The sequence below is a fragment of the Paenibacillus sp. MY03 genome (assembly GCF_002165585.1).
In the GTDB taxonomy this organism is placed as follows: domain Bacteria; phylum Bacillota; class Bacilli; order Paenibacillales; family Paenibacillaceae; genus Pristimantibacillus; species Pristimantibacillus agaridevorans.
In genome coordinates this window covers 92,538-110,841 of record NZ_MXQD01000042.1, presented here as the reverse complement: position 1 = coordinate 110,841, position 18,304 = coordinate 92,538, and the positions used below count along the sequence as shown (strand labels likewise).

Annotated in this window: 19 protein-coding genes; 2 read left to right on the top strand and 17 right to left on the bottom strand. The window is 54.9% G+C overall.

Annotated elements, in window-relative coordinates:
- The first annotated feature begins 234 nt into the window (after positions 1-234).
- Positions 235-1,407, top strand: a complete 1,173-nt coding sequence (locus tag B1748_RS27090) for a GGDEF domain-containing protein (protein ID WP_087571060.1) — start codon at positions 235-237, stop codon at positions 1,405-1,407.
- Between the two features lie 141 nt (positions 1,408-1,548).
- Here B1748_RS27090 and B1748_RS27085 read toward each other — a convergent pair whose 3' ends face one another.
- From B1748_RS27085 to nrdI, 6 genes are all read right to left on the bottom strand, one after another.
- Complete coding sequence (locus tag B1748_RS27085) at positions 1,549-2,367, bottom strand: PhzF family phenazine biosynthesis protein (RefSeq protein WP_087571059.1); 819 nt, start codon at positions 2,365-2,367, stop codon at positions 1,549-1,551.
- Positions 2,368-2,444: 77 nt separating this feature from the next.
- A complete protein-coding gene (locus tag B1748_RS27080; protein WP_087571058.1) occupies positions 2,445-2,906 on the bottom strand; it encodes a GyrI-like domain-containing protein in 462 nt (153 codons plus the stop codon).
- Positions 2,907-3,067: 161 nt separating this feature from the next.
- Positions 3,068-3,982, bottom strand: a complete 915-nt coding sequence (gene hprK / locus B1748_RS27075; RefSeq protein ID WP_087571057.1) for an HPr(Ser) kinase/phosphatase — start codon at positions 3,980-3,982, stop codon at positions 3,068-3,070.
- 134 nt (positions 3,983-4,116) lie between these two features.
- Positions 4,117-5,073, bottom strand: coding sequence for a class 1b ribonucleoside-diphosphate reductase subunit beta (nrdF, locus tag B1748_RS27070; RefSeq protein WP_087571056.1), 957 nt, complete (start codon positions 5,071-5,073; stop codon positions 4,117-4,119).
- Between the two features lie 67 nt (positions 5,074-5,140).
- On the bottom strand, positions 5,141-7,225 hold the full coding sequence (nrdE, locus tag B1748_RS27065; protein WP_087571086.1) for a class 1b ribonucleoside-diphosphate reductase subunit alpha: 2,085 nt from the start codon (positions 7,223-7,225) through the stop codon (positions 5,141-5,143).
- A 91-nt stretch (positions 7,226-7,316) separates the two neighbouring features.
- The gene (nrdI, locus tag B1748_RS27060; RefSeq protein WP_087571055.1) at positions 7,317-7,676 is read right to left on the bottom strand and encodes a class Ib ribonucleoside-diphosphate reductase assembly flavoprotein NrdI; all 360 of its coding nucleotides are present in this window, start codon (positions 7,674-7,676) and stop codon (positions 7,317-7,319) included.
- A 281-nt stretch (positions 7,677-7,957) separates the two neighbouring features.
- Here nrdI and B1748_RS27055 point away from each other — a divergent pair, with 281 nt between their 5' ends.
- Complete coding sequence (locus tag B1748_RS27055) at positions 7,958-8,176, top strand: hypothetical protein (protein ID WP_087571054.1); 219 nt, start codon at positions 7,958-7,960, stop codon at positions 8,174-8,176.
- Positions 8,177-8,380: 204 nt separating this feature from the next.
- Here the strand turns inward: B1748_RS27055 and B1748_RS27050 are convergent, their stop codons facing one another.
- The 11 genes from B1748_RS27050 to B1748_RS27000 all read right to left on the bottom strand — a co-directional run bounded on the left by B1748_RS27050 (position 8,381) and on the right by B1748_RS27000 (position 18,301).
- On the bottom strand, positions 8,381-9,148 hold the full coding sequence (locus B1748_RS27050; RefSeq protein WP_087571053.1) for a class I SAM-dependent DNA methyltransferase: 768 nt from the start codon (positions 9,146-9,148) through the stop codon (positions 8,381-8,383).
- A gap of 2 nt (positions 9,149-9,150) precedes the next feature.
- Positions 9,151-10,089, bottom strand: a complete 939-nt coding sequence (locus tag B1748_RS27045) for a CvfB family protein (RefSeq protein ID WP_087571052.1) — start codon at positions 10,087-10,089, stop codon at positions 9,151-9,153.
- Positions 10,086-10,433 (bottom strand): ribosome silencing factor, encoded by a 348-nt coding sequence (rsfS, locus tag B1748_RS27040; protein WP_087571051.1) that lies wholly within the window; start codon positions 10,431-10,433, stop codon positions 10,086-10,088. The genes B1748_RS27045 and rsfS overlap by 4 nt, the downstream gene beginning before the upstream one ends.
- Positions 10,434-10,531: 98 nt before the next feature.
- Complete coding sequence (yqeK, locus tag B1748_RS27035; RefSeq protein WP_087571050.1) at positions 10,532-11,104, bottom strand: bis(5'-nucleosyl)-tetraphosphatase (symmetrical) YqeK; 573 nt, start codon at positions 11,102-11,104, stop codon at positions 10,532-10,534.
- Positions 11,079-11,681, bottom strand: a complete 603-nt coding sequence (gene nadD, locus B1748_RS27030) for a nicotinate-nucleotide adenylyltransferase (RefSeq protein WP_087571085.1) — start codon at positions 11,679-11,681, stop codon at positions 11,079-11,081. The genes yqeK and nadD overlap by 26 nt, the downstream gene beginning before the upstream one ends.
- A 54-nt stretch (positions 11,682-11,735) precedes the next feature.
- Positions 11,736-12,026: a ribosome assembly RNA-binding protein YhbY gene (yhbY, locus tag B1748_RS27025; RefSeq protein ID WP_087571049.1), complete on the bottom strand. Its 291-nt coding sequence runs from the start codon at positions 12,024-12,026 to the stop codon at positions 11,736-11,738.
- A gap of 81 nt (positions 12,027-12,107) precedes the next feature.
- Positions 12,108-12,986 (bottom strand): shikimate dehydrogenase, encoded by an 879-nt coding sequence (gene aroE / locus B1748_RS27020; protein ID WP_256975958.1) that lies wholly within the window; start codon positions 12,984-12,986, stop codon positions 12,108-12,110.
- A 51-nt stretch (positions 12,987-13,037) separates the two neighbouring features.
- On the bottom strand, positions 13,038-14,165 hold the full coding sequence (gene yqeH / locus B1748_RS27015) for a ribosome biogenesis GTPase YqeH (protein ID WP_087571048.1): 1,128 nt from the start codon (positions 14,163-14,165) through the stop codon (positions 13,038-13,040).
- The gene (locus B1748_RS27010) at positions 14,162-14,686 is read right to left on the bottom strand and encodes a YqeG family HAD IIIA-type phosphatase (protein ID WP_087571047.1); all 525 of its coding nucleotides are present in this window, start codon (positions 14,684-14,686) and stop codon (positions 14,162-14,164) included. The genes yqeH and B1748_RS27010 overlap by 4 nt, the downstream gene beginning before the upstream one ends.
- Before the next feature lie 133 nt (positions 14,687-14,819).
- Positions 14,820-17,060 (bottom strand): DUF4129 domain-containing transglutaminase family protein, encoded by a 2,241-nt coding sequence (locus B1748_RS27005; RefSeq protein ID WP_087571046.1) that lies wholly within the window; start codon positions 17,058-17,060, stop codon positions 14,820-14,822.
- Positions 17,057-18,301, bottom strand: coding sequence for a DUF58 domain-containing protein (locus tag B1748_RS27000; protein WP_087571045.1), 1,245 nt, complete (start codon positions 18,299-18,301; stop codon positions 17,057-17,059). Before B1748_RS27000 ends, B1748_RS27005 begins: the two co-directional genes overlap by 4 nt.
- Positions 18,302-18,304 lie beyond the last annotated feature (3 nt).

Below are 18,304 nucleotides of genomic sequence, written 5' to 3'. Positions count from 1 at the left end.
AGTTCTTGCTCAAAAAGTCTAGGGCGTGTCTGAATACTCCGAGGGGAGCAGATTTTGCCGAATTTTCGTTTCATGCAAGGAACTTTTGTGAAGGCGTTACCTAAGGCTACGTCAAGCAAAAGTGACGAAGCAGGGGGCGGAAAGGCGGTGAAAGATGCCCCTGAGCGGGTTTTCAGACACGACCTAAAGTCGCTGGCTTCCTCCAGACATTCCTACATAACGGTGGTTTAACCTATGACAATGATGCAATGGCTCACGGGACCGAACGGCGTACTCTTCTCTTCCACGTCCGTCATCGTCGTCCTCATTCTGATGCTGTTTATGTCACTCAAACTATATGCAAGCTATCGCAACAAAGTAACCTACAGATGGCTGATTGCCGCTATTTCGTTAATGATGGCGAAGCAGGCCGTCCTGATTGGTCTCGCTTTCTCCAGACAGTCGCTGTCGCCTTGGATTTATTTGGCATCCAGCTTGCTGGGGATCGTTTCTTTTATCATTATAAACTTTGTATTCATGAAATTATATACTTATCGCACCGCCCAACTGCGAAGCTTGCCCTTCCTGATCATGGCGGGCGCGACCGTCGCGCTCGCCGCAGCCCAATACGCGGTCGCTCCTTCCGGCTCGGGCGCATCCAGAGAGGGGCTGATCGTATCGTTCCCGTTGCTGGACGTCTACATGATCGTCGTTACTCTTATTATATTGCTGGCAACGCGAGTGGCGGACCTCAGTCCAAAATATTATACAGGGTTGATTGTATACTTCATCGGAGAGCTGGCACGCATGGCCGACGCCTACGTCTTCCACGGCGGGCAGCCTTGGTTGCTTCTGCTGGGCCTCCTGCTCCCCATTGTGTACTTCAGCTTAATGTTCATGCTGCTGTTCGAGTGGGTCATCGAACGGCTGATGTCAACCTACCAGTCGTCCATTGTCGACGGACTTACGGGCTTGTACAATCGCCGCCATTTCAGCAGCAAGGCGGATGCATTGCTCAAGGGCAGCAAGTCCATGGCGATCATCTTCTGCGATATCGACAACTTCAAGCGCCTTAACGATACGCAGGGCCATCTCAAGGCGGACATCGTGCTTAAGCGGGTAGCCGAGATTATTAAGGAGGAGGCCATCAGCATCGGCTCCGCCGGGCGATACGGCGGCGAAGAGCTGCTGGCTTGCATCAGCACGGAACGCGTGAAGCCGGATGTCGTTGCGGAGAGCATTCGCAAGCGCATCGAGAGCGAGACGATCGTTACCGTCAGCGTCGGCTTCAGCACATCCAAGGAGAGCGGTTCCGTGCAGGAGATGGTCAAGCAGGCGGACGAGGCGATGTATTATTCCAAGATGAACGGAAAAAACCGCGTCTCCAGCTTCAAGTCGCTTCCCGCCTCTGCGAAGAACTTGGGATAACGCACGTATGGCGCCAGGTCCCGTAACGTTAAACGCAAGCGCCTTTGCGGGCCAATTATTGTATGCGACGACCTAAAAAAACCTCTGGTTCACCGCTCTGTTCGCGGAATCGGAGGTTTCTCTTTTTGCCGCTGCTATCTTTCAACTCTCAATCGCACCTCTCAGCACGGTGACGGCATGGCCGGAGAGCAGCACGCGATCCTCCTTCAGCGACATGCCAACCAGTCCGCCGCGCGCCGAAGCTTGATAGCCGGCAAGCTCCGTCCGGCGCAGCCGCTTGGCCCAATACGGCGCAAGAGCGCAATGGGCAGAGCCCGTCACAGGATCCTCGTCGACGCCGAGTATTGGGTAGAAAGCCCGCGAAACGAAGTCGTAACGCACACCTTCTGCTTCTGCCGAGGAGTCTGCGCGACTGGTTACCACGACCCCTCGAGCATCCAGCCGCTTCAGCATGCCAAAGTCCGGTCTCAGCGTCCGTACGGTCCCCTCTCCGTCGATCTCCACAATATAATCCATCCGGTTGCGCCCGACATAACGGGGAATAAGTCCGAGACCTTCCAGCAGCTCCTGCGGCGCTTGCACCGGCAGCGGCGGCTCGGCGGGGAAGTCCATGGCAATTGTGCCATCTTCTCCATTGCGTATGGCGGTTAATCTCCCGCTTAGCGTGTCGAACGCCGCCTCCCTTGCCGCCTCCAACCGTCCGCTCTCCCACAGCACATGCGCGGCGGCAAGGGTCGCATGGCCGCACAGCTCCACTTCCGCCTGCGGCGTAAACCATCTCAGACTGTATACTCCGCCATCCTGCTGCTGCACGAACGCCGTTTCGGACAAATTCATCTCCGCTGCAATCGCGGCCATCTCGGATTCCGTTATGACGTCATCTACAATACATACCGCGGCTGGATTGCCCCCGTATCGAGTCCGGGCAAATGCGTCTACTACATAGATCGGCCTGCTCACTTTGTCGCAACTCCTTCTCCAACCAACTATAATCGCAGAAAAAAAAGAACCTGCTTCTGCAAGCTCTTTATAATCATTTAATGATCTTCATCCCGCAGCGGAATTAGCAGCTCGACCGGCTCCTCTTCCCAATGCTGCTCGTCGATATAGAACAGCTCCAGCGATACGGCGCGTTCTTCTTTCTCCAGCTTCTGCTCGGCCATCCAAGTATTCAGCTGCTCGTAACCTTCTCCGACCCGCTTATTGGAGCTGGCTACCATGGCATACCGCCTGGGCGGAATCGTCCATTGCACCATGCCGGGAGGCACTTCCTCCAGATGCTGCACCTCATAACAAGCCCAATACGTCGCGAATGCTTCGTTACCATAATAAGGGCAATAGATGACAGTCCCCTTGATGGCTTCGTTTAATTCGTGCTTGCGCGACAGAATCTCCGTCTGCAGCCTGATGGCATCATCCGGGAAGGACGAATACGGGCCGCTGTAACTGATGCCCACCACATTGAGGGCAGGCTTTGTGACGATTGAGCAATTTTCCACGTTGTTTCCTCCTTCACGTTTTGTCGAGCAAAACTTGACCAGCCAGGCGGATGAAACGCCTTTGACTCGGGTGAACTTGTGACAGATGGAAAATGGGCTGACTCCCTTAGTGTAACATGTCTCAAGACCGATGGATAGTCGGACTATCCTATTTAGACGCCTTAATCGTCCTGCTGCTGCAGCCGCTGCATGAAGTCCTCCATCGCGCTGTAGCCCTGTTGCTTCAAATACCAGTTGTTCGCCGCGGCTTCGATGAGTCCTGCCACATCCCGGCCGGGCTGAAGCTGAATCTCGAAGTGCGGCACGCTGACGCCCATGTAATCCACGAATTTGGGCTCCAGCTCCAGATCGTTGTTGAGCTCGTTGTCGCGCCACTTGGTAAGCTCGATGTCCAGCGCGATCCGAGTCTCGTCCTGGAACGCCTTGCGTCCGTACAGCCGGACGACATTGACGAGCCCGACGCTGCGAAGCGCGAGAAACTCCTTGGACTTCTCGTTATGGCTGCCGAGCAGCGTCTGCGGGCTCAGCTTCTTGAGCACGACGATGTCGTCGGCGACAAGGCGATGGCCGCGCCGGATCAGCGTATGGGCCGTTTCGCTTTTGCCCACGCCCGACTTGCCCCGCAGCAAAATGCCGATGCCCGATACGTTCAGGCAGACGCCGTGCACCGCGATTTCCTGCGCCAGCTCCTTGACGAGGTACGCTTCGAGCATGCCCAGGAAGGACGCCGTCGCATCCTTCGTCCGTAAAAGCGGAATGCCTTCTTGCTCGCAATATTTGGTCAAATACTTGAGTCCTTCCTGGCCTGCCGTCACGACGAAACAGGGCGGATGATATTTGACGATATTGCCGATATGGTGGTTTCGTTCCTCCTCCGTCCGGCTATGCAGGTACGTAATCTCCTTCCTCCCCAGCACCTGAACATGCGCCTGCGGGAAAAAGTCGAAATACCCTGTGAACTCAAGGCCCGGCCGATAAGCGCGGGACTTCGCGATCCTGCGGTCCAATCGTTCGGCGCCTGCAAGCACCTCCAGCTTGAACCGCTGTGCCAATTGTAGAACGGCAATAGACTTCATTCTCCAAGCTCCTTTCTAGAGGTAGTTCACTCGAACTTTTTGAGGTGGCTCGCAAGCCTTTTTAGCAACAATCGCCCTCGCATAGCCGCAAGGCTTATTCGAGAGCGATGACATGAATGAGTATATGAATGTAGTTAGAAATTGAATACAAAATCGTCGTCATTCAGCGGTTCGACGTGAATCGTCCGCACATAGCCGTTGCCCTTCTTCGAGAAGAAGTCATGCTGCTTCGTATGTGTGCTGATGCCGTTAAAGACGATCGGGTTGACCGGCTCTTCCGGGAAATACGGCTCCATGCCAAGATTCATAAGCGCTTTGTTCGCGTTGTAACGAACGTAGGTTTTTACTTCGTCCTCCAATCCAACCGGACCGTACAGGTCGTCCGTATAGATAACCTCGTTCTCGTACAGCTCGTGCAGCAGCGCAAGAACTTGCGCTTGCAGCGTAGCCTGCTCCTCTGGCGTGAACGTCGCGAACAGCTCCTGAGCCAGTACGCCGACGTACAAGCCGTGGATGCTTTCGTCCCGAAGGATCAGGTCGATAATCTCGCCGCTGCTCGTCATCTTGCCTTGTCCCGCCAGATAAAGCGGGTAGAAGAAGCCGCTATAGAACAGGTAGCTCTCCAGGAATACGGAAGCAGCCATTGCCTTGTACAGCTCTTGCGGGGTCGTTATGTTGGAATACCAGGTAGCGATCATATTCGCTTTCTTTTGCAGTTGAGGGTTCTCCTCCACCCAACGGAAGATCGCATCGATCTCTTCGCCGGATGCCAGCGTCGTGAAGATGCTGCTGTACGACTTGGCATGGATTTGTTCCATCATCGACATGAAGGACAATACCGCCTTGCGCTGCAGACCGTCCACATGTTCAAGTATCTTAGGCATGCCGACGCCGCCTTGAATCGTATCGAGCAGCGTCAGGCCGCCCAGCACGTTCTTGTAGAGCGTACGCTCTTCGTCGGTCATCGCCATCCAATCCATCTTATCGTCAGATAACGGAATTTCTTCGTCCGTCCAGAATTGCATGACGTTCTGCTGCCAGAAGGTCAGTGTAAAATCATCGTCCGGGCGGTTCCAGTTAACGGCTTTCATAAGTAGGCATGCTCCTTCTTGGCTACATAGTCGCGGGTTCGATCCACCCGCAGGGTGAAGCTGCGCTTTAAACGGCGCAGCTTGTGCATTCTTCGACAGACAGGCGCTTCGTTCTTGTATAGTACAGCGACTTCAGGCCCTTTTGAGCGGCGTAGACGTAGAAGCGCGCCAGCTCGCGGGTCGTCACGTTGCTGTTAACGTGAAGAACGGTGGAGATGCCTTGGTCGATATGTTGGCCGATCTCCGCGATCAGGTCGATCAGCTTGAATTGGTTGATGTTATAAGCCGACTTGTAATAGAAGAAGTTATCCTGCGACAGGTACGGCATCGGATAATACGTTGTCGAGTTCGCATATGTTCGAGTCTCGATATGCTCGACGATCGGCATAACGCTCGATGTCGCATTTTGGATATAGGAGATGCTTTGCGTTGGCGCAATCGCCAGACGGTATGCATGGTACAAGCCGTGACGCTGCACCTTCTCCTTGAGCTCCGCCCAATCTTGCGGGGACGGAATCTCCATGCCCTGGAACAATTCCTTCACGCGGTCGGATTGCGGACGGTAGTCCGTCTCCATGTAACGAGTGAAGTAAGTGCCTTTCGCGTACTCGGAACGGTCGAAGTCCTTAAACGTGACGCCGCGTTCCTTCGCGATCTCCATGCTTTTTTCCAGGGAGTAGAAGTTCATCATCATAAAGAACGCGTTCGCGAATTCCTTCGCTTCGTCGCTTTCGTAAGCGATTTTGTTCTTCGCTAGGTAACCGTTCAGGTTCATCGCGCCGAGACCGACGGAATGCAGCTCGTCGTTTGCCTTGCGCACGCCCGGCGCGTTGTCGATCTTCGACAGGTCGCTGACCGTCGTAAGAGCTTCAATGCCGACATGAACGGAATCTTTGATTTTGCCGCGTTCCATGACGTTCACGATGTTAAGGGAAGCCAGGTTGCAGCTGATGTCGCGGCGGATGAAGTCCTCCACGCCGTAATCGTTGATTTCCGATGTCTCTTGCAGCTGGAAGATTTCCGTACACAGGTTGGACATCTTCACGCTGCCGATATCTTTAAGCGCATGTACGCGGTTGGCGTTGGACTTGTTCATGATGTATGGATAACCGGATTCCAGCTGAATGGACGCAATCTTTGTCAGCATGTCGCGAGCGTTCATCACGGTTTTTTTCGTTACTTTGTCGTTGGCGAGAAGCTCATCGTACATCTCGTCCATGTCCATGTCATCCAGATGCTGGCCGTAAGCCTTATGCACGGAATGGGGACCGAATACGACCAGCGGCTTGTTCTGGGCAGCCAGCTCGTAAAATTTGTTCGGGATAATGAGTCCGATCGACAGCGTCTTGATACGCGATTTTTCGTCTGCATTAATTTTTTTGCAATCCAGGAACTCAATAATGTCCCAGCCGAAAATATTATAATAACCCGCGCCGGAGCCTTTGCGCTGGCCCATCTGGTCCGCGTAGGAGAATGCGTCCTCCATCAGCTTGAGCACCGGCATGATGCCTTTGGCCGCGCCTTCCACGCCTTTGATCGGCTCGCCGCGTCCGCGAAGCTTGGAGAGATTGACCGCCACGCCCCCGCCAATCTTGGACAACTGCATGCAAGTGCCCAGCACGTAGTTGATAGAGTTGAGAGAATCGTCCATCTCCAGCAGGAAGCAGGATACCATCTCGCCGCGGCGGCTCTTGCCCGCGTTCAGGAACGTCGGCGTCGCCGGCTGCAGGCGCTGCTCGATCATCGCTTCCGCGATGCGAAGCGCGCGGTCGGCATCTCCTTCGCCCAAATGCAAGGCTACAATCGCGACGCGGTCCGGATATTGCTCCAGGTAATGCGCCTTGTTGTTTGTCTTCATCGCGTAATCCTTGTAGAACTTCGAAGCTGCCATGTACGACTGGAATTGGAAACCGCTATTTGCCGTTAAGTTGAAGACGGCCTCCACTTGCTCGAATGTATATTTAACGAATACATCATCGTAATAGTCGTTCGTTATGAGGTAGTCCAGCTTCTCGCGCAGCGAGCCGAACTTCATGCTCTTCTGCTCCACTTCGGCCATAAATGCTTCGACCGCTTCCTTGTCTTTCTCTAACTGGTAGAACCCGTCAGCTCCGCGTTGCATCAACTGATTGTTCAATTCGATATGTTTCATGTCCGTTTGCTTCGTATCGCTTTTCACTTCGGCCTTGGCTTCGGCTAGGGTCGCCGTCGCTCCCATCGCTTTCGTATCTGTGCTTAGTTCGTCAAATAGCTTCAATGGCACGCACCCTTTCGACAAAATATTGCATATCCCGATTCGTTCCCGACAACTCAAACTTCAGTATGACCGGCACATCGTACAGCGTGGAGATCGTATCCGCGCTCTTGGCGAAGCCGCTCCCCCAATTCCGATTGCCGCTTGCCGATACGCCGCGAAGCAGTCCATGATTGTTCCGCAGGAACGTGTTTACCTTCTCCGGCACCTGACCGAATCCCGTCGTATAAGTGACGAGCACGAACGGTTCGTTGATCTCCGTATCTTCGTCGATCTGCACCGATCGCATATTCAGCTTGTTGATGAACCGCTTCACGTTTCCTGTCTTCGAGTCATAGACGACTAACATCGCATGCCAGCTCCCCTACTGATTTTTAGCAATGAAAAAGCGCTTCTACCCCTTTACAGCGGGCAGCTGCGCCTCGTTGCGATATACCATTGGTAGATCTCATAAGCCCTTAAACCATCAATATGTAGTTGATGTTTCTGATTTTACATCAAGATATAGGTATAGTCAATGAAAATTATGGAGATCTTATTAATCTATTTTTTTTGACATGCTCGACTATTTTAACAGATAAGACTATGATGGGATAGTGACATTTTATAGGTATAATGGGGGTTGAAATTATGAGAAAACTGACATCCGAAGAGGTGTTGTCGGCGCTTAAGGACATGCAGAGAGCGTCCGGCATGGACGCAACGGACGTGTTTGCCTATATAAAAGAACTGGAATCCAAGGCATCCAGGCTGGAAGAGGAGCTGCGGAAATTACGCCGTTCCGCATCCCGCAAGCCGGCATCGGGGTCGCCGATGAACAGTCGACTTATGGATGCATTGAGGGAATAATCGACCACGCGGGAACCTCGCTCTGCATTTTGGCACATGCTTACCAATATCGACATTTCGACACCAGATATGAATAGCATCCAAAAAACAGGACGTTCGAACTATCGTCGCAAGTTGAGGTTCGCGAACAGCAACAAAGCCCCTGCCCGCGCCTAAAAAAGCGCTGATAGAGGCTCGTTGTTGATTCTGAGCGAAACTTTGCGATTACTTGATCGCGGCAAAAAATAGACGCTCCGAGCCGGCGTTGCGCGGCTTAAACTCAAAATCCGCGTATTCATCCACCGTACGGAACCCCGCGCGGCGCAGAGCCGCAACGACCCACTGGGGGTCATAAGCCCGCTGATGGTGGGTTTCCTCGAAGCGGTAGAACCGGGCGTCCTTCTCGCGCGCGAAGATCGTCAAGTTATGCTCGATCTGGCAGCGCTGCTCTTCGAAGTCGCATGTCCATATGTAGGCGATATCCCGCTCGTCAAGGACAAACGGCTGCTCCGCTGCGTATCGGATCAGTTGGGACGGAGGGTGCATGTCGAACAGAAAGGATCCTCCGTCCTTAAGCGCCCGGTAAGTCGCTCGAAATGCAGCTTCGATATCGGCTTCCTCCGTCAAGTAATTAAGACAATCGCAGAACGACAAGACGGAGTCTACGGGCTCTCCGATCCCCCAGTCCCGCATATCCTGCTGCAGCCAACGAATCGTGCCCGCGCGAGGCCGTACAGCCTGCTCGGGCGTTTCGTCCCACTTGCTCCTGGCGACGGATAACATGTCCGAAGACAGATCGATGCCGTAGACATGGAAGCCCGAACGCGCAAGCGGGATGGACAAGCTCCCCGTTCCGCAGCCCAAATCCACAACAGAGGAGGGCATGCCGTAACGCGACCAGCTCTCGCGGGCGAACCCGAGCCAATCTACGTAGGGCATATCCTCCATCAGTTGATCATAAACGAGCGCGAATTGTCCGTAGGATTGCCCCATGATCACTTGCCTTCAGTCCCTTCTTCGCGAGTTGCACCGCCGGCTGCACCGGACTCCTCCTGCTCGGTAGCCAGATGAGTCCAGCTCCCCTTTTGCGTCACGATACCTTCCCGCATCAGCTTGCCAAGCGCCCGCTTGAAGGCGGACTTGCTAATCCCGAAACGTTTCTTAATGAGCTCCGCTTCGGTCTCGTCGGAGTACGGCATAGCCCCGCCAGGGCGTTCCTTAAGGAACGTTAAAATACGGTCAGCATCCTCGACGCGGCCAACTTCCTTGCGCTCCGTCATCGACAAATTGACTCTGCCATCCTCCCGAATAAAGGTGACGCGGGCTCGTACGCGTTCGCCGAGACGAAGCGCCCTCGTTCGATCCGGGCTCGGAATAAGCCCGTACACGCCGAAGCCGACGACTCCGCCGTCCACGATGACAAAAGAGCCCATCTGAAGCGATTTCGTCACCCAGCCCTCCACCCAGCTATTTTTCCACGTAGCGGGAGCAGAGAAAACGAGCGGAGACAACTCTTCCTCGAAGGCCGTCTTGGCGACAAGCCTGCCGATCTTGTCATGGCGCATCGTGACGTATACTTCATCGCCGGGAAGCGGACGATACGGGATGCTCTCCGGCAGCTCCGAGAGCGGCAGCAGCAGGTGACGGCTAAGACCCATCTCCAGGAAGCAGCCCAGCCGGGGATGCACGTCCACCACCCGAAGCCGCGCCAGCTCTCCAAGATGAAGCAGCGACTGCTTCATTGTCGCGGCGATGCGATCCTCGGAATCGTAATAGATGAACACGTCGACGGAATCTTCGATATGCGGCTTGGAGCCGATCAGCTCCGTATAGTGCAGCAGCACCTCCGACTCGCCGTCGCTCAGAAAGAAGCCGTAAGGCGATACTTCTCTTGCGACGCGCAGGGTCTGTCTCGTGCCAGCGGTCAGCGTCATGCGAATTCCACGACCTTCGCGTCCGACCACAGCCGCTCCAGGCTGTAATATTCGCGTTCTTCGCGATGGAAGACGTGGACGATCACATCGCCGAGATCGATCAGCACCCATCTTGCCGTATCCATGCCTTCGAGACCGCGTACCCTTGCCCCGCTTTTCTCGGCTTGCTTGCGAATCTCCGTCGCGATCGCCTGCACCTGCGTATCGGAATTGCCGCTGCAGATAACGAAATAATCCGCCACCAGCGACACTTCCTTAAGATTAAGCGCAATGACGTCCACGGCTTTTTTATCGTCTGCGGCATCTACCGCGATTTTCATCAATTCATCGGAATGTACGGTCATTCACGAGCCTCCTTTGGCGTTCGCCTAGCAAACGCGTCATCGTTTTGTTTGATTGGCCCTACTTCGTGATGGGAAGCGGACTTTTTGAACTTCCTCTATTATGATTTGCCCGACAATTCCTCGATCAATCCATTACGCGCCTCCACCGTTAGCGGATAGATCCGCTTGCCTCTGGCGATCAATACGCCGATCGTGCCGTCCAGCCCCGCAAGAACGGCCCGATCAAGACTTTGCTCGGCGAGCGCGCGGATATCGTCCACGCCGGGAAAATTTCTTCCCGGCTCGATGTAATCGGCAAGCCAGACCACCTTCTCCAGCTTCGTCATACCTCGGCGGCCGGACGTATGATAGTTGATCGCATCCAATACCTCCGGATCCGTTACGCCGTATTCCCGCCGCGCAACCCATGCGCCAGCCAAAGCATGCCACAATTCCTTGTCATAGTCCAGTACGTCGGATGACAGAGCGTTATCGCGTATGACGGCCGCTTGACGGTCGACGGGCCAGAACTTGGCCACATCATGCAGGATCGCCGCCAGTTCGGCCCGCTGAGGATCCTCGCCGTACCGCTCCGCCAACACGATGGCTGTCGCCATAACGCCCTCCGTATGCAGCCACCGCTTCTCCGGCATCTCCGCGCGCACTCTATCGATCATCTCTTGTCGATCCATACCAACCATGCCTCCTAATCATTGCGTATACCGCGTCCGGCACTCGATAACGGATCGACTTCCCTGCCGCCAGCCGTTCGCGAATCACGGTCGACGATATGCCGATCGCCGGCATTTCCGCAAAAGTTATGCGGCAGCGAAGCTCCTCCGGCAGCAGCTCCGGCGTTGCCGTCGTCTCCGGCCGGGAGAGGCCGATAAACGTCACGAGCTCGGCAAGCTCTTCGATTCTATGCCACTTAGCCAAGTCGTTGATGCGGTCGGATCCGATAATATAAGCAAAGGAGTGATCGGGATGTTGCTCCCTGAGCGATCGCACCGTGTCGATGGAATAGCTGGTGCCTCCCCGGCGCAGCTCGATATCCAGCACGCGGAACCGATCCTGGGTAGCGATGGCCGCGGCTACCATCTCGTAGCGGTCATTCTCGGATGCGCCTGGCGCGCCCGATTTGAGCGGCGGAGATGAAGTAGGAATAAACCACACTTCATCCAGCCCGCACTCTGCCATCGCCGACTCGGCTGCGATGAGATGACCAATATGGATGGGATCGAAAGTGCCGCCCATTATGCCAACTTTGATCACGCCGATCACCCCCTGTACCGTTGTAGTAATTTACTATTAATTGAACTACCACTAAGGCAGTTCGATATTTTTGTGATCCTTGGATTCCTTGTAGAGCACGATCGTCTTGCCGATAACCTGCACCAGCTCGGCGCCGGCTGCCGCGGCTACTTCCGCCCCGATCTCGCGAGGATCGTCCATACAATTGTTAAGGACGGACACTTTGATCAGCTCGCGTGTCTCGATCGCTTCGGAAATATGGCGGACAAGATGATCGTTCGTGCCTCCCTTGCCGACCTGAAAGATCGGCTGAAGATGATGCGCCAAAGAGCGCAGATGTCTTTTTTGTTTGCCTGTTAACATAGAATACCGTTCCTTCTTTCGTATACGAATACGCGGCAGCGCCAGCGCTTGCCACGCCAAAAACCTAGATTGCTTATTATCTTATTGCCCTGCTTGGAGCGCCTCCAGCACCGTATCGCGCATAGCCGCAACAGGCGCAACCTTGCCCGTCCAATATTCGAACGCGTATGCTCCTTGATAGATGAACATGCCGAGCCCGCCATGCGTCCTGCAGCCGCCCGCTTCCGCTTGCAGCAGGAACTCCGTCCGAAGCGGATTATAGATGAGATCGCTTGCGACCGCGCCGGGCTTCATCCACCCCGCTTCGATCGGCGATTGACCTACGTTCGGATACATGCCGACCGAAGTCGTGTTAATGACGATATCCGCATCGCCGCACCAGCGCTGCAGCTCATCATTGGAGATGGCGTGAACACCCGCCGAAGCGCCGCCAAGCGATTCCGCGAGTTCTTCCGCGCGCTCTACCGTCCGGTTGGCGATCGCGACGGACTCCGGCTTTTCTTGAAGCAACGCGTACACGATGCCCCGCGAGGCGCCGCCTGCGCCGATTACGACGATCCGCTTGCCGGCAAGGTTCGGCTCCGCTTCTTCCTTCAAAGATCTTACATAGCCGATGCCGTCGGTATTGTAACCGATCAGCTTGCCGTTATCATTGACGATCGTATTAACGGCACCAATCGCCCGAGCTCCCGGATCGATCTCGTCGATCAGCTCCATCACTTGCAGCTTGTGCGGAATCGTCACGTTAACGCCGCGAATCCCCATCGCCCGCACGCCGGCTATGAATGCCGGCAGCGACTCCGAGGTAATATGGAACGCCGTATATACGCCGTTAATGCCGCTTTCGCGAAATGCCCGATTTAGCATAATCGGCGACTTGGAATGCCGGATGGGATCGCCGATGACGCCATACAATACCGTATGGCTGTCTATGGTCCCCCGTTTAATGTGCTCAGTCACAACCGCTCCCCTACTTTCTAACCGCTAGTACAAAAGTCCACTCAGGACGGATCAAATCATCGAATCGCGAAGAAGAACCTTGACGCCTTTCGGCGCATAAACGTCAATCAACGCCCCGCGATGGCCATTGACCTGAATCCAGCCCAGGCCCGCGATAAAAACATCCTGCTTCTCGCCTGGCTTCACGCGCAAGGAATGCCGCGTCCACTCCGGAATCGAAGCCAACTCATCACGCGAAGGAGCGCCCAGCAACTCGCCCTTGTGCTCCTCGTACAGCTCGTCCGCCCGCTCCAGCTTCGTGCGATGCACATGCAGCGCGTTCGAGATATAAAGCGTGAACGACTGGCGTTCGCCCTCGACAAAGTCGAATCTGGCAAGACTGCCGATAAACAGCGTCTGCTGCTCGTTCAGCTGGTACACCAGCGGTTTGATCGGCTTGTCCGGCAGCAGCGAGCCCAGAAAGCTGCGCGGCACGACCTCCGTCATTCGGCTGGAGTAGACAATTCCCGGCGTATCGATAATCGACTTGCCGTCATCCAGCGGTATGTATACCGCATCCAGCGTCGTGCCTGGGTAACGGGAAGTAGTCAATTCCCGCTCCATATTGCTGTAATCGCGGATGAGACGGTTAATCAGCGTCGATTTGCCGACGTTTGTCGCTCCGACCACATAGATGTCGCGGTCGCCTCGATGCTGCTCAAGCGCTTCGATGACATGTTCGAAGCCCATGTTCCGCTTCGCGCTGCACATAATGACGTCCACCGTGCGAAGGCCTTGCGCCTTGGCTGCACGCTGCACCCAATTGCGAATACGGTTCACGTTCATCCCCTTCGGCAGCAAGTCAATCTTGTTGACGACGAGCAGCACCGAGTTATTGCCGACGAACCGTTGCAGGCCCGAGATCAGACTGCCCTCGAAATCGTATAAATCGACGATGTGAACAACAAGGCTGTTCGTCGTCCCGATGCTGCCGAGCAGCCGCAAGAAGTCGTCCTGATCAAGAGCAACCGAAGACGCCTCGTTATAATGTTTGATGCGGAAACATCGTTGACAGATGACGGGATCGCGCTGCAGCGAGGCCTCCGGCAGGAATCCCGGCTTCTCGGCGTTTTCCGTTTGCAGCGTTACGCCGCATCCCGCGCAGGAAGGCGTCTGTTCTCTTAGTTGCTGGTCTTTCACTTCGTTTCCTCCTCGTACCACAATCCGCGCTTGCGCAGTCTGGCCAATGCAATTCGTTCGATCCGGCGGTTGAACAGCGTCATAAAGCCCTCATCCGCCGGGGAAATCGGCGCGACCAGAATCGTATATAATCCCATTCGATTGCCGCCAAGAACATCCGTCATCATTTGATCGCCGATCATGACGGTTTCATTCGCTTTAAGTCCCAGCATCGCAAGAGCTTTGCGAAATGCCCCTTGGGTCGGCTTTCGAGCTGCGTGAACGAACGGAATTTGGAGCGGAGCCGCGAAGCTGCCAACTCTTGTTTCATTATTATTGGACACGATAACGACACTGAACCCCGCATCCCGCACCTTGTCCAGCCAAAGTACCAGTTCAGGGGTTGCCAGCGGTTCCTTGGCGCCGACCAGCGTATTGTCCAGATCCGTGATGATTCCCCGGACCCCTTGGGCGGCGAGAACATCTAGATCGATCTCGTATACCGAACCCACCCTCATATTCGGAAGAAGCCTTTCGAACATTCTGTGATCCCTCTCTCTTTCTGCCTGCTATCTTACGAAACTATACCATACAATCCGAATTTGTTGCAAAAAAAAGCCGCCGCCGGCGTACCGGCAAGCGGTATATATTATTATAGTAGGAATAATTTCAAGGTTATTTCAATTCACCGATCAAATAACGGATTTTGCCTGCAAACCGCTCGGCCTCTTCGCGTGAGACGGCAGCTTGACCGTACTTGGCATGCTCGAAGCTGTCAAGCACATAACGGAAGTCATCCGTAAGCCTCTTCTGCTGTTTCGACCATCTGAGAATCGCTTCCCGCAGCGTCTCATGTTCCTCGCGGCGCATGCCTCGCTTATGACACTGGCGCAGTAGCCTGTTCGTCTCGACGACAATCAGTTCGTTCGACGAGTAGTCCCGGCCTACCAGCTTGTTCCACAAGACCGGAATATCGCGGCGACGCAGCACGAGCCACAGAACAGCTCCGGCAACAAGAGCGGATACTACAACGATCATCCATACAGCAGCCCCCTTCGATTCTGTTGGCGGCTCGGCATTGACAACCGGCTCATCAACAGAAGGCGCTACTGTAGGCAGTGGCGTTTCTTCGCCTTCCGCTACCATATATGGGAAAGAGAAGCCCGCTGTAGCCTCAAACGAGATCCAGCCATATCCCTCAAAATAAATCTCTACCCAAGAGTGGGCATCCGAGTTGCGAACGGTGTACATCCCCGCGCCTGATGGGTTGAAGTCTTCGCCGTCCAGCATTTCTCCCGGACCGTAAAGATCGGCAGGCAACACGCCCGGCGCAAATCCTTTTACCCAACGAGCCGGCATGTCGAGACTCCGGGCAAGCACAGCCATCGCCGAAGAGAAGTAGTCGCAATACCCTTCCATCAGTTCAAAAAGAAACTGATCGACGAAGTCTTCGCTTGTTCCGGATAACTTGGACAAGTCAGGTTTGTTATTATAGACAAAGTTGCTGCGCAAATAATCCTCGATCAGACGAGCTTTCTCGTAGTCGTTTGCGCCGCCTGCGGATATTTGTACCGCAAGGTCTCGAACCCGTTGCGGCAACGATGCCGGCAGGCTCGTATAAACCTGCTGCAGATTTTGCTCGGAGAAGGCCGCATCCGCTTCCTTAAGCCCTTCTTCATCCAGCAGCGTAATGGTTGACGTAAGCGAATAAGACTTGGGATACGAATCGGGATCGCCCCATCTCAGCTCCCACTCATATGGCTTCCATCTCATGAGATTAGGAGAGAAGTTCCCGCTTTCCTCGTTGATCCAATTCACGCTGGATACGGGAGCCGCTCCGAACAGAACGGGATAAGTATCTTCCCTGATCATCGAGATTATCTGGCTCACTTCCACCGTCTCCGCAAGCGAACGGTCCTCTGCGGCTAGCAGAGCTTGCTCCTGGTTCACCCTTGCGGTAGTATCGATCGTCCGATTGTCCGCATCTACCCATCCGGTGCCCGTGTAGATGGCTTTGGACTCCCCGCGCCAATAGCTCCGCTGGGAGGTGGAAACGGTCATCATCGGCGAGTAGTCATAGTCGAAGCCGCCGCCGAGCGAGCCATCTTCCCGGCTGTAGCCGGAGCTGGCATTCGCTGTACTTTGAGGCGTATTGTTCGCCGGCACGGCCTTGTCTCCCAGGAACACGCGGACCTGCTCGCCCCTGGCATTTTTCCAGAGGGTGTAAGGATCCTGCAGCAAAGGTGCAGTGGACGGCACATTCACGCCGATCAAGACTAGCAGCGCGAGTACGATAAAAGTCGGCGTTATTAGGCCGACAGGATATTCGAACAACGTCCTCCAGCTATCGGGATGCGTCAATTGGAGCTTCCTCAGATGATGGACGACCAGCCATAAGAGGCCCGTAAATACGACGATTGCCACATCGTCCCACAACCAGATTGGCGTAAAGGAATCTGCTATAGTCAAGACCAGCAGAGCGGCGCCAACGATGCCGAACAAGCGCGTCCGCGTAGTAGCCCAGGCCGCGAACAGCATATGCAAGCCAAGCAACGCCAAGCTAATCCATATAAACGGATGGAGCTGAGCAAGCTGCTGCTCCATCCACCAGCCCCATTCGCTGCTGTCCGCCGGCGCAGCAATATACCATTCCTTGCGCGCGAAGCGGTAAGTCACCCAGATGGCGGCAATCAATTGGAAAGTCCAGCGAACCCATCTGAGCTTCTGCGGCAGAAGCGCGTCCACTATAATAGCCGCTACAAGCGTCGCATATGCGATCGTGTAGCTTTCGGGCCACCAGTATCCGTCGAATACCGCAACGCAAGCCATCAGAATGACACCTACGAATAAGGAAACGAATCGTTCATACCAGCCGGCAGCCATATAAGCGCCGACCCAGGATAATACCTTCTTCATGCGGTCACGCTCCCTTCCAAGGCGGAAGGCAGATCCTGAAGATGCTTTACTTCGTACAACTGCCAACCTCTGCTGCGAATAAGCCCTTTCCAGGCGATATTGCCGCTCAGCTTGTCGTCCGGATCGCCAATATGAATGAGACAAGGCGTCACGCCTTTGCGGGACAGCCATTCCATGCTTCGTATCATGCCGCTGCCGATATCGGCCGTAACAAGCAGTACGAAGCAGCCGGGCTCAATCATATATTCCGAACGCGTGAGGGAATCATAGATCCGATAGGGTGCATCCGGGCTCACGCTGGTCAAATGCTTCATGGCCAGGCTCCGCTGCTCCACGCCGGAGCGCGGGGGAAGCATCGTGACTTTCGAGCCCGCGGAGAGAAGACCCATCGCCGTATCATCCTTTAGGCCGTGCTCGATGAACGATGCCGTTACGGAGACGGCCAGCTCAAAGCGGTCTTGAGAGTCCCCATAGGAATCCGCATGCCGGTCTAGAATAAGCAGCGTTCGGGGAAGCGATTCTCGTTCAAACGCTTTGGACTTCCATTCCCCCGTTTTGGCCGTGGCGTTCCAATGCACGCGTGACAAACGATCGCCGTAGTGATACTCGCGAACGCCGTTAATTTGCGTGGTCTCCTTCGCCGAACGAGACGCGGCCGCGTGGGAATACGGTCCGCGAATTCCCCGTTGAAATCCGCTCCATTGGCGAAGCGGAACAGTCTGCGGGAGCACGCTGAAGGCCGATTCCGTCGCAAAGCTGCCGGAATGCTCGAATAGGCCGAATACGTCGTAAGCGAGACATTCCGTCTCCGCGAAGCGATATTCTCCCCTGGGAAGCGGAGGCGTTCGGTAGCCGATGGAGCCCGTCCGCTTCCAATTCGGCACAAACGACGTCTCGAATTGAAATACCCTTCCGTCGTGCCGGACAAATCCGTCGCGAACAATGACATAAGGAAGCGGATAGTAACCCGGAATACGAACCTCAACGTTCACGTCGAGCGAGCTCCCCGCTGTTAATGTATCCGGCTGCGAGCCCGAGCCTTGGAGAACATGCATTCTGCTGCCCTTTACCTTGGCAATGCCGCTGTAGCGTCCCAGCAGCAAATACAACAGCAGCAAATTGAGAATAATGAAGAGCATAAGGGACGTCTTGCCCCCCTGGAACAAGAAGTAGAACAAGCTGCTGACGTAGACGGCCGCGATGAACGACTTGCGGAAGCGCTGCTTCTTCTTCTCGTTCATACG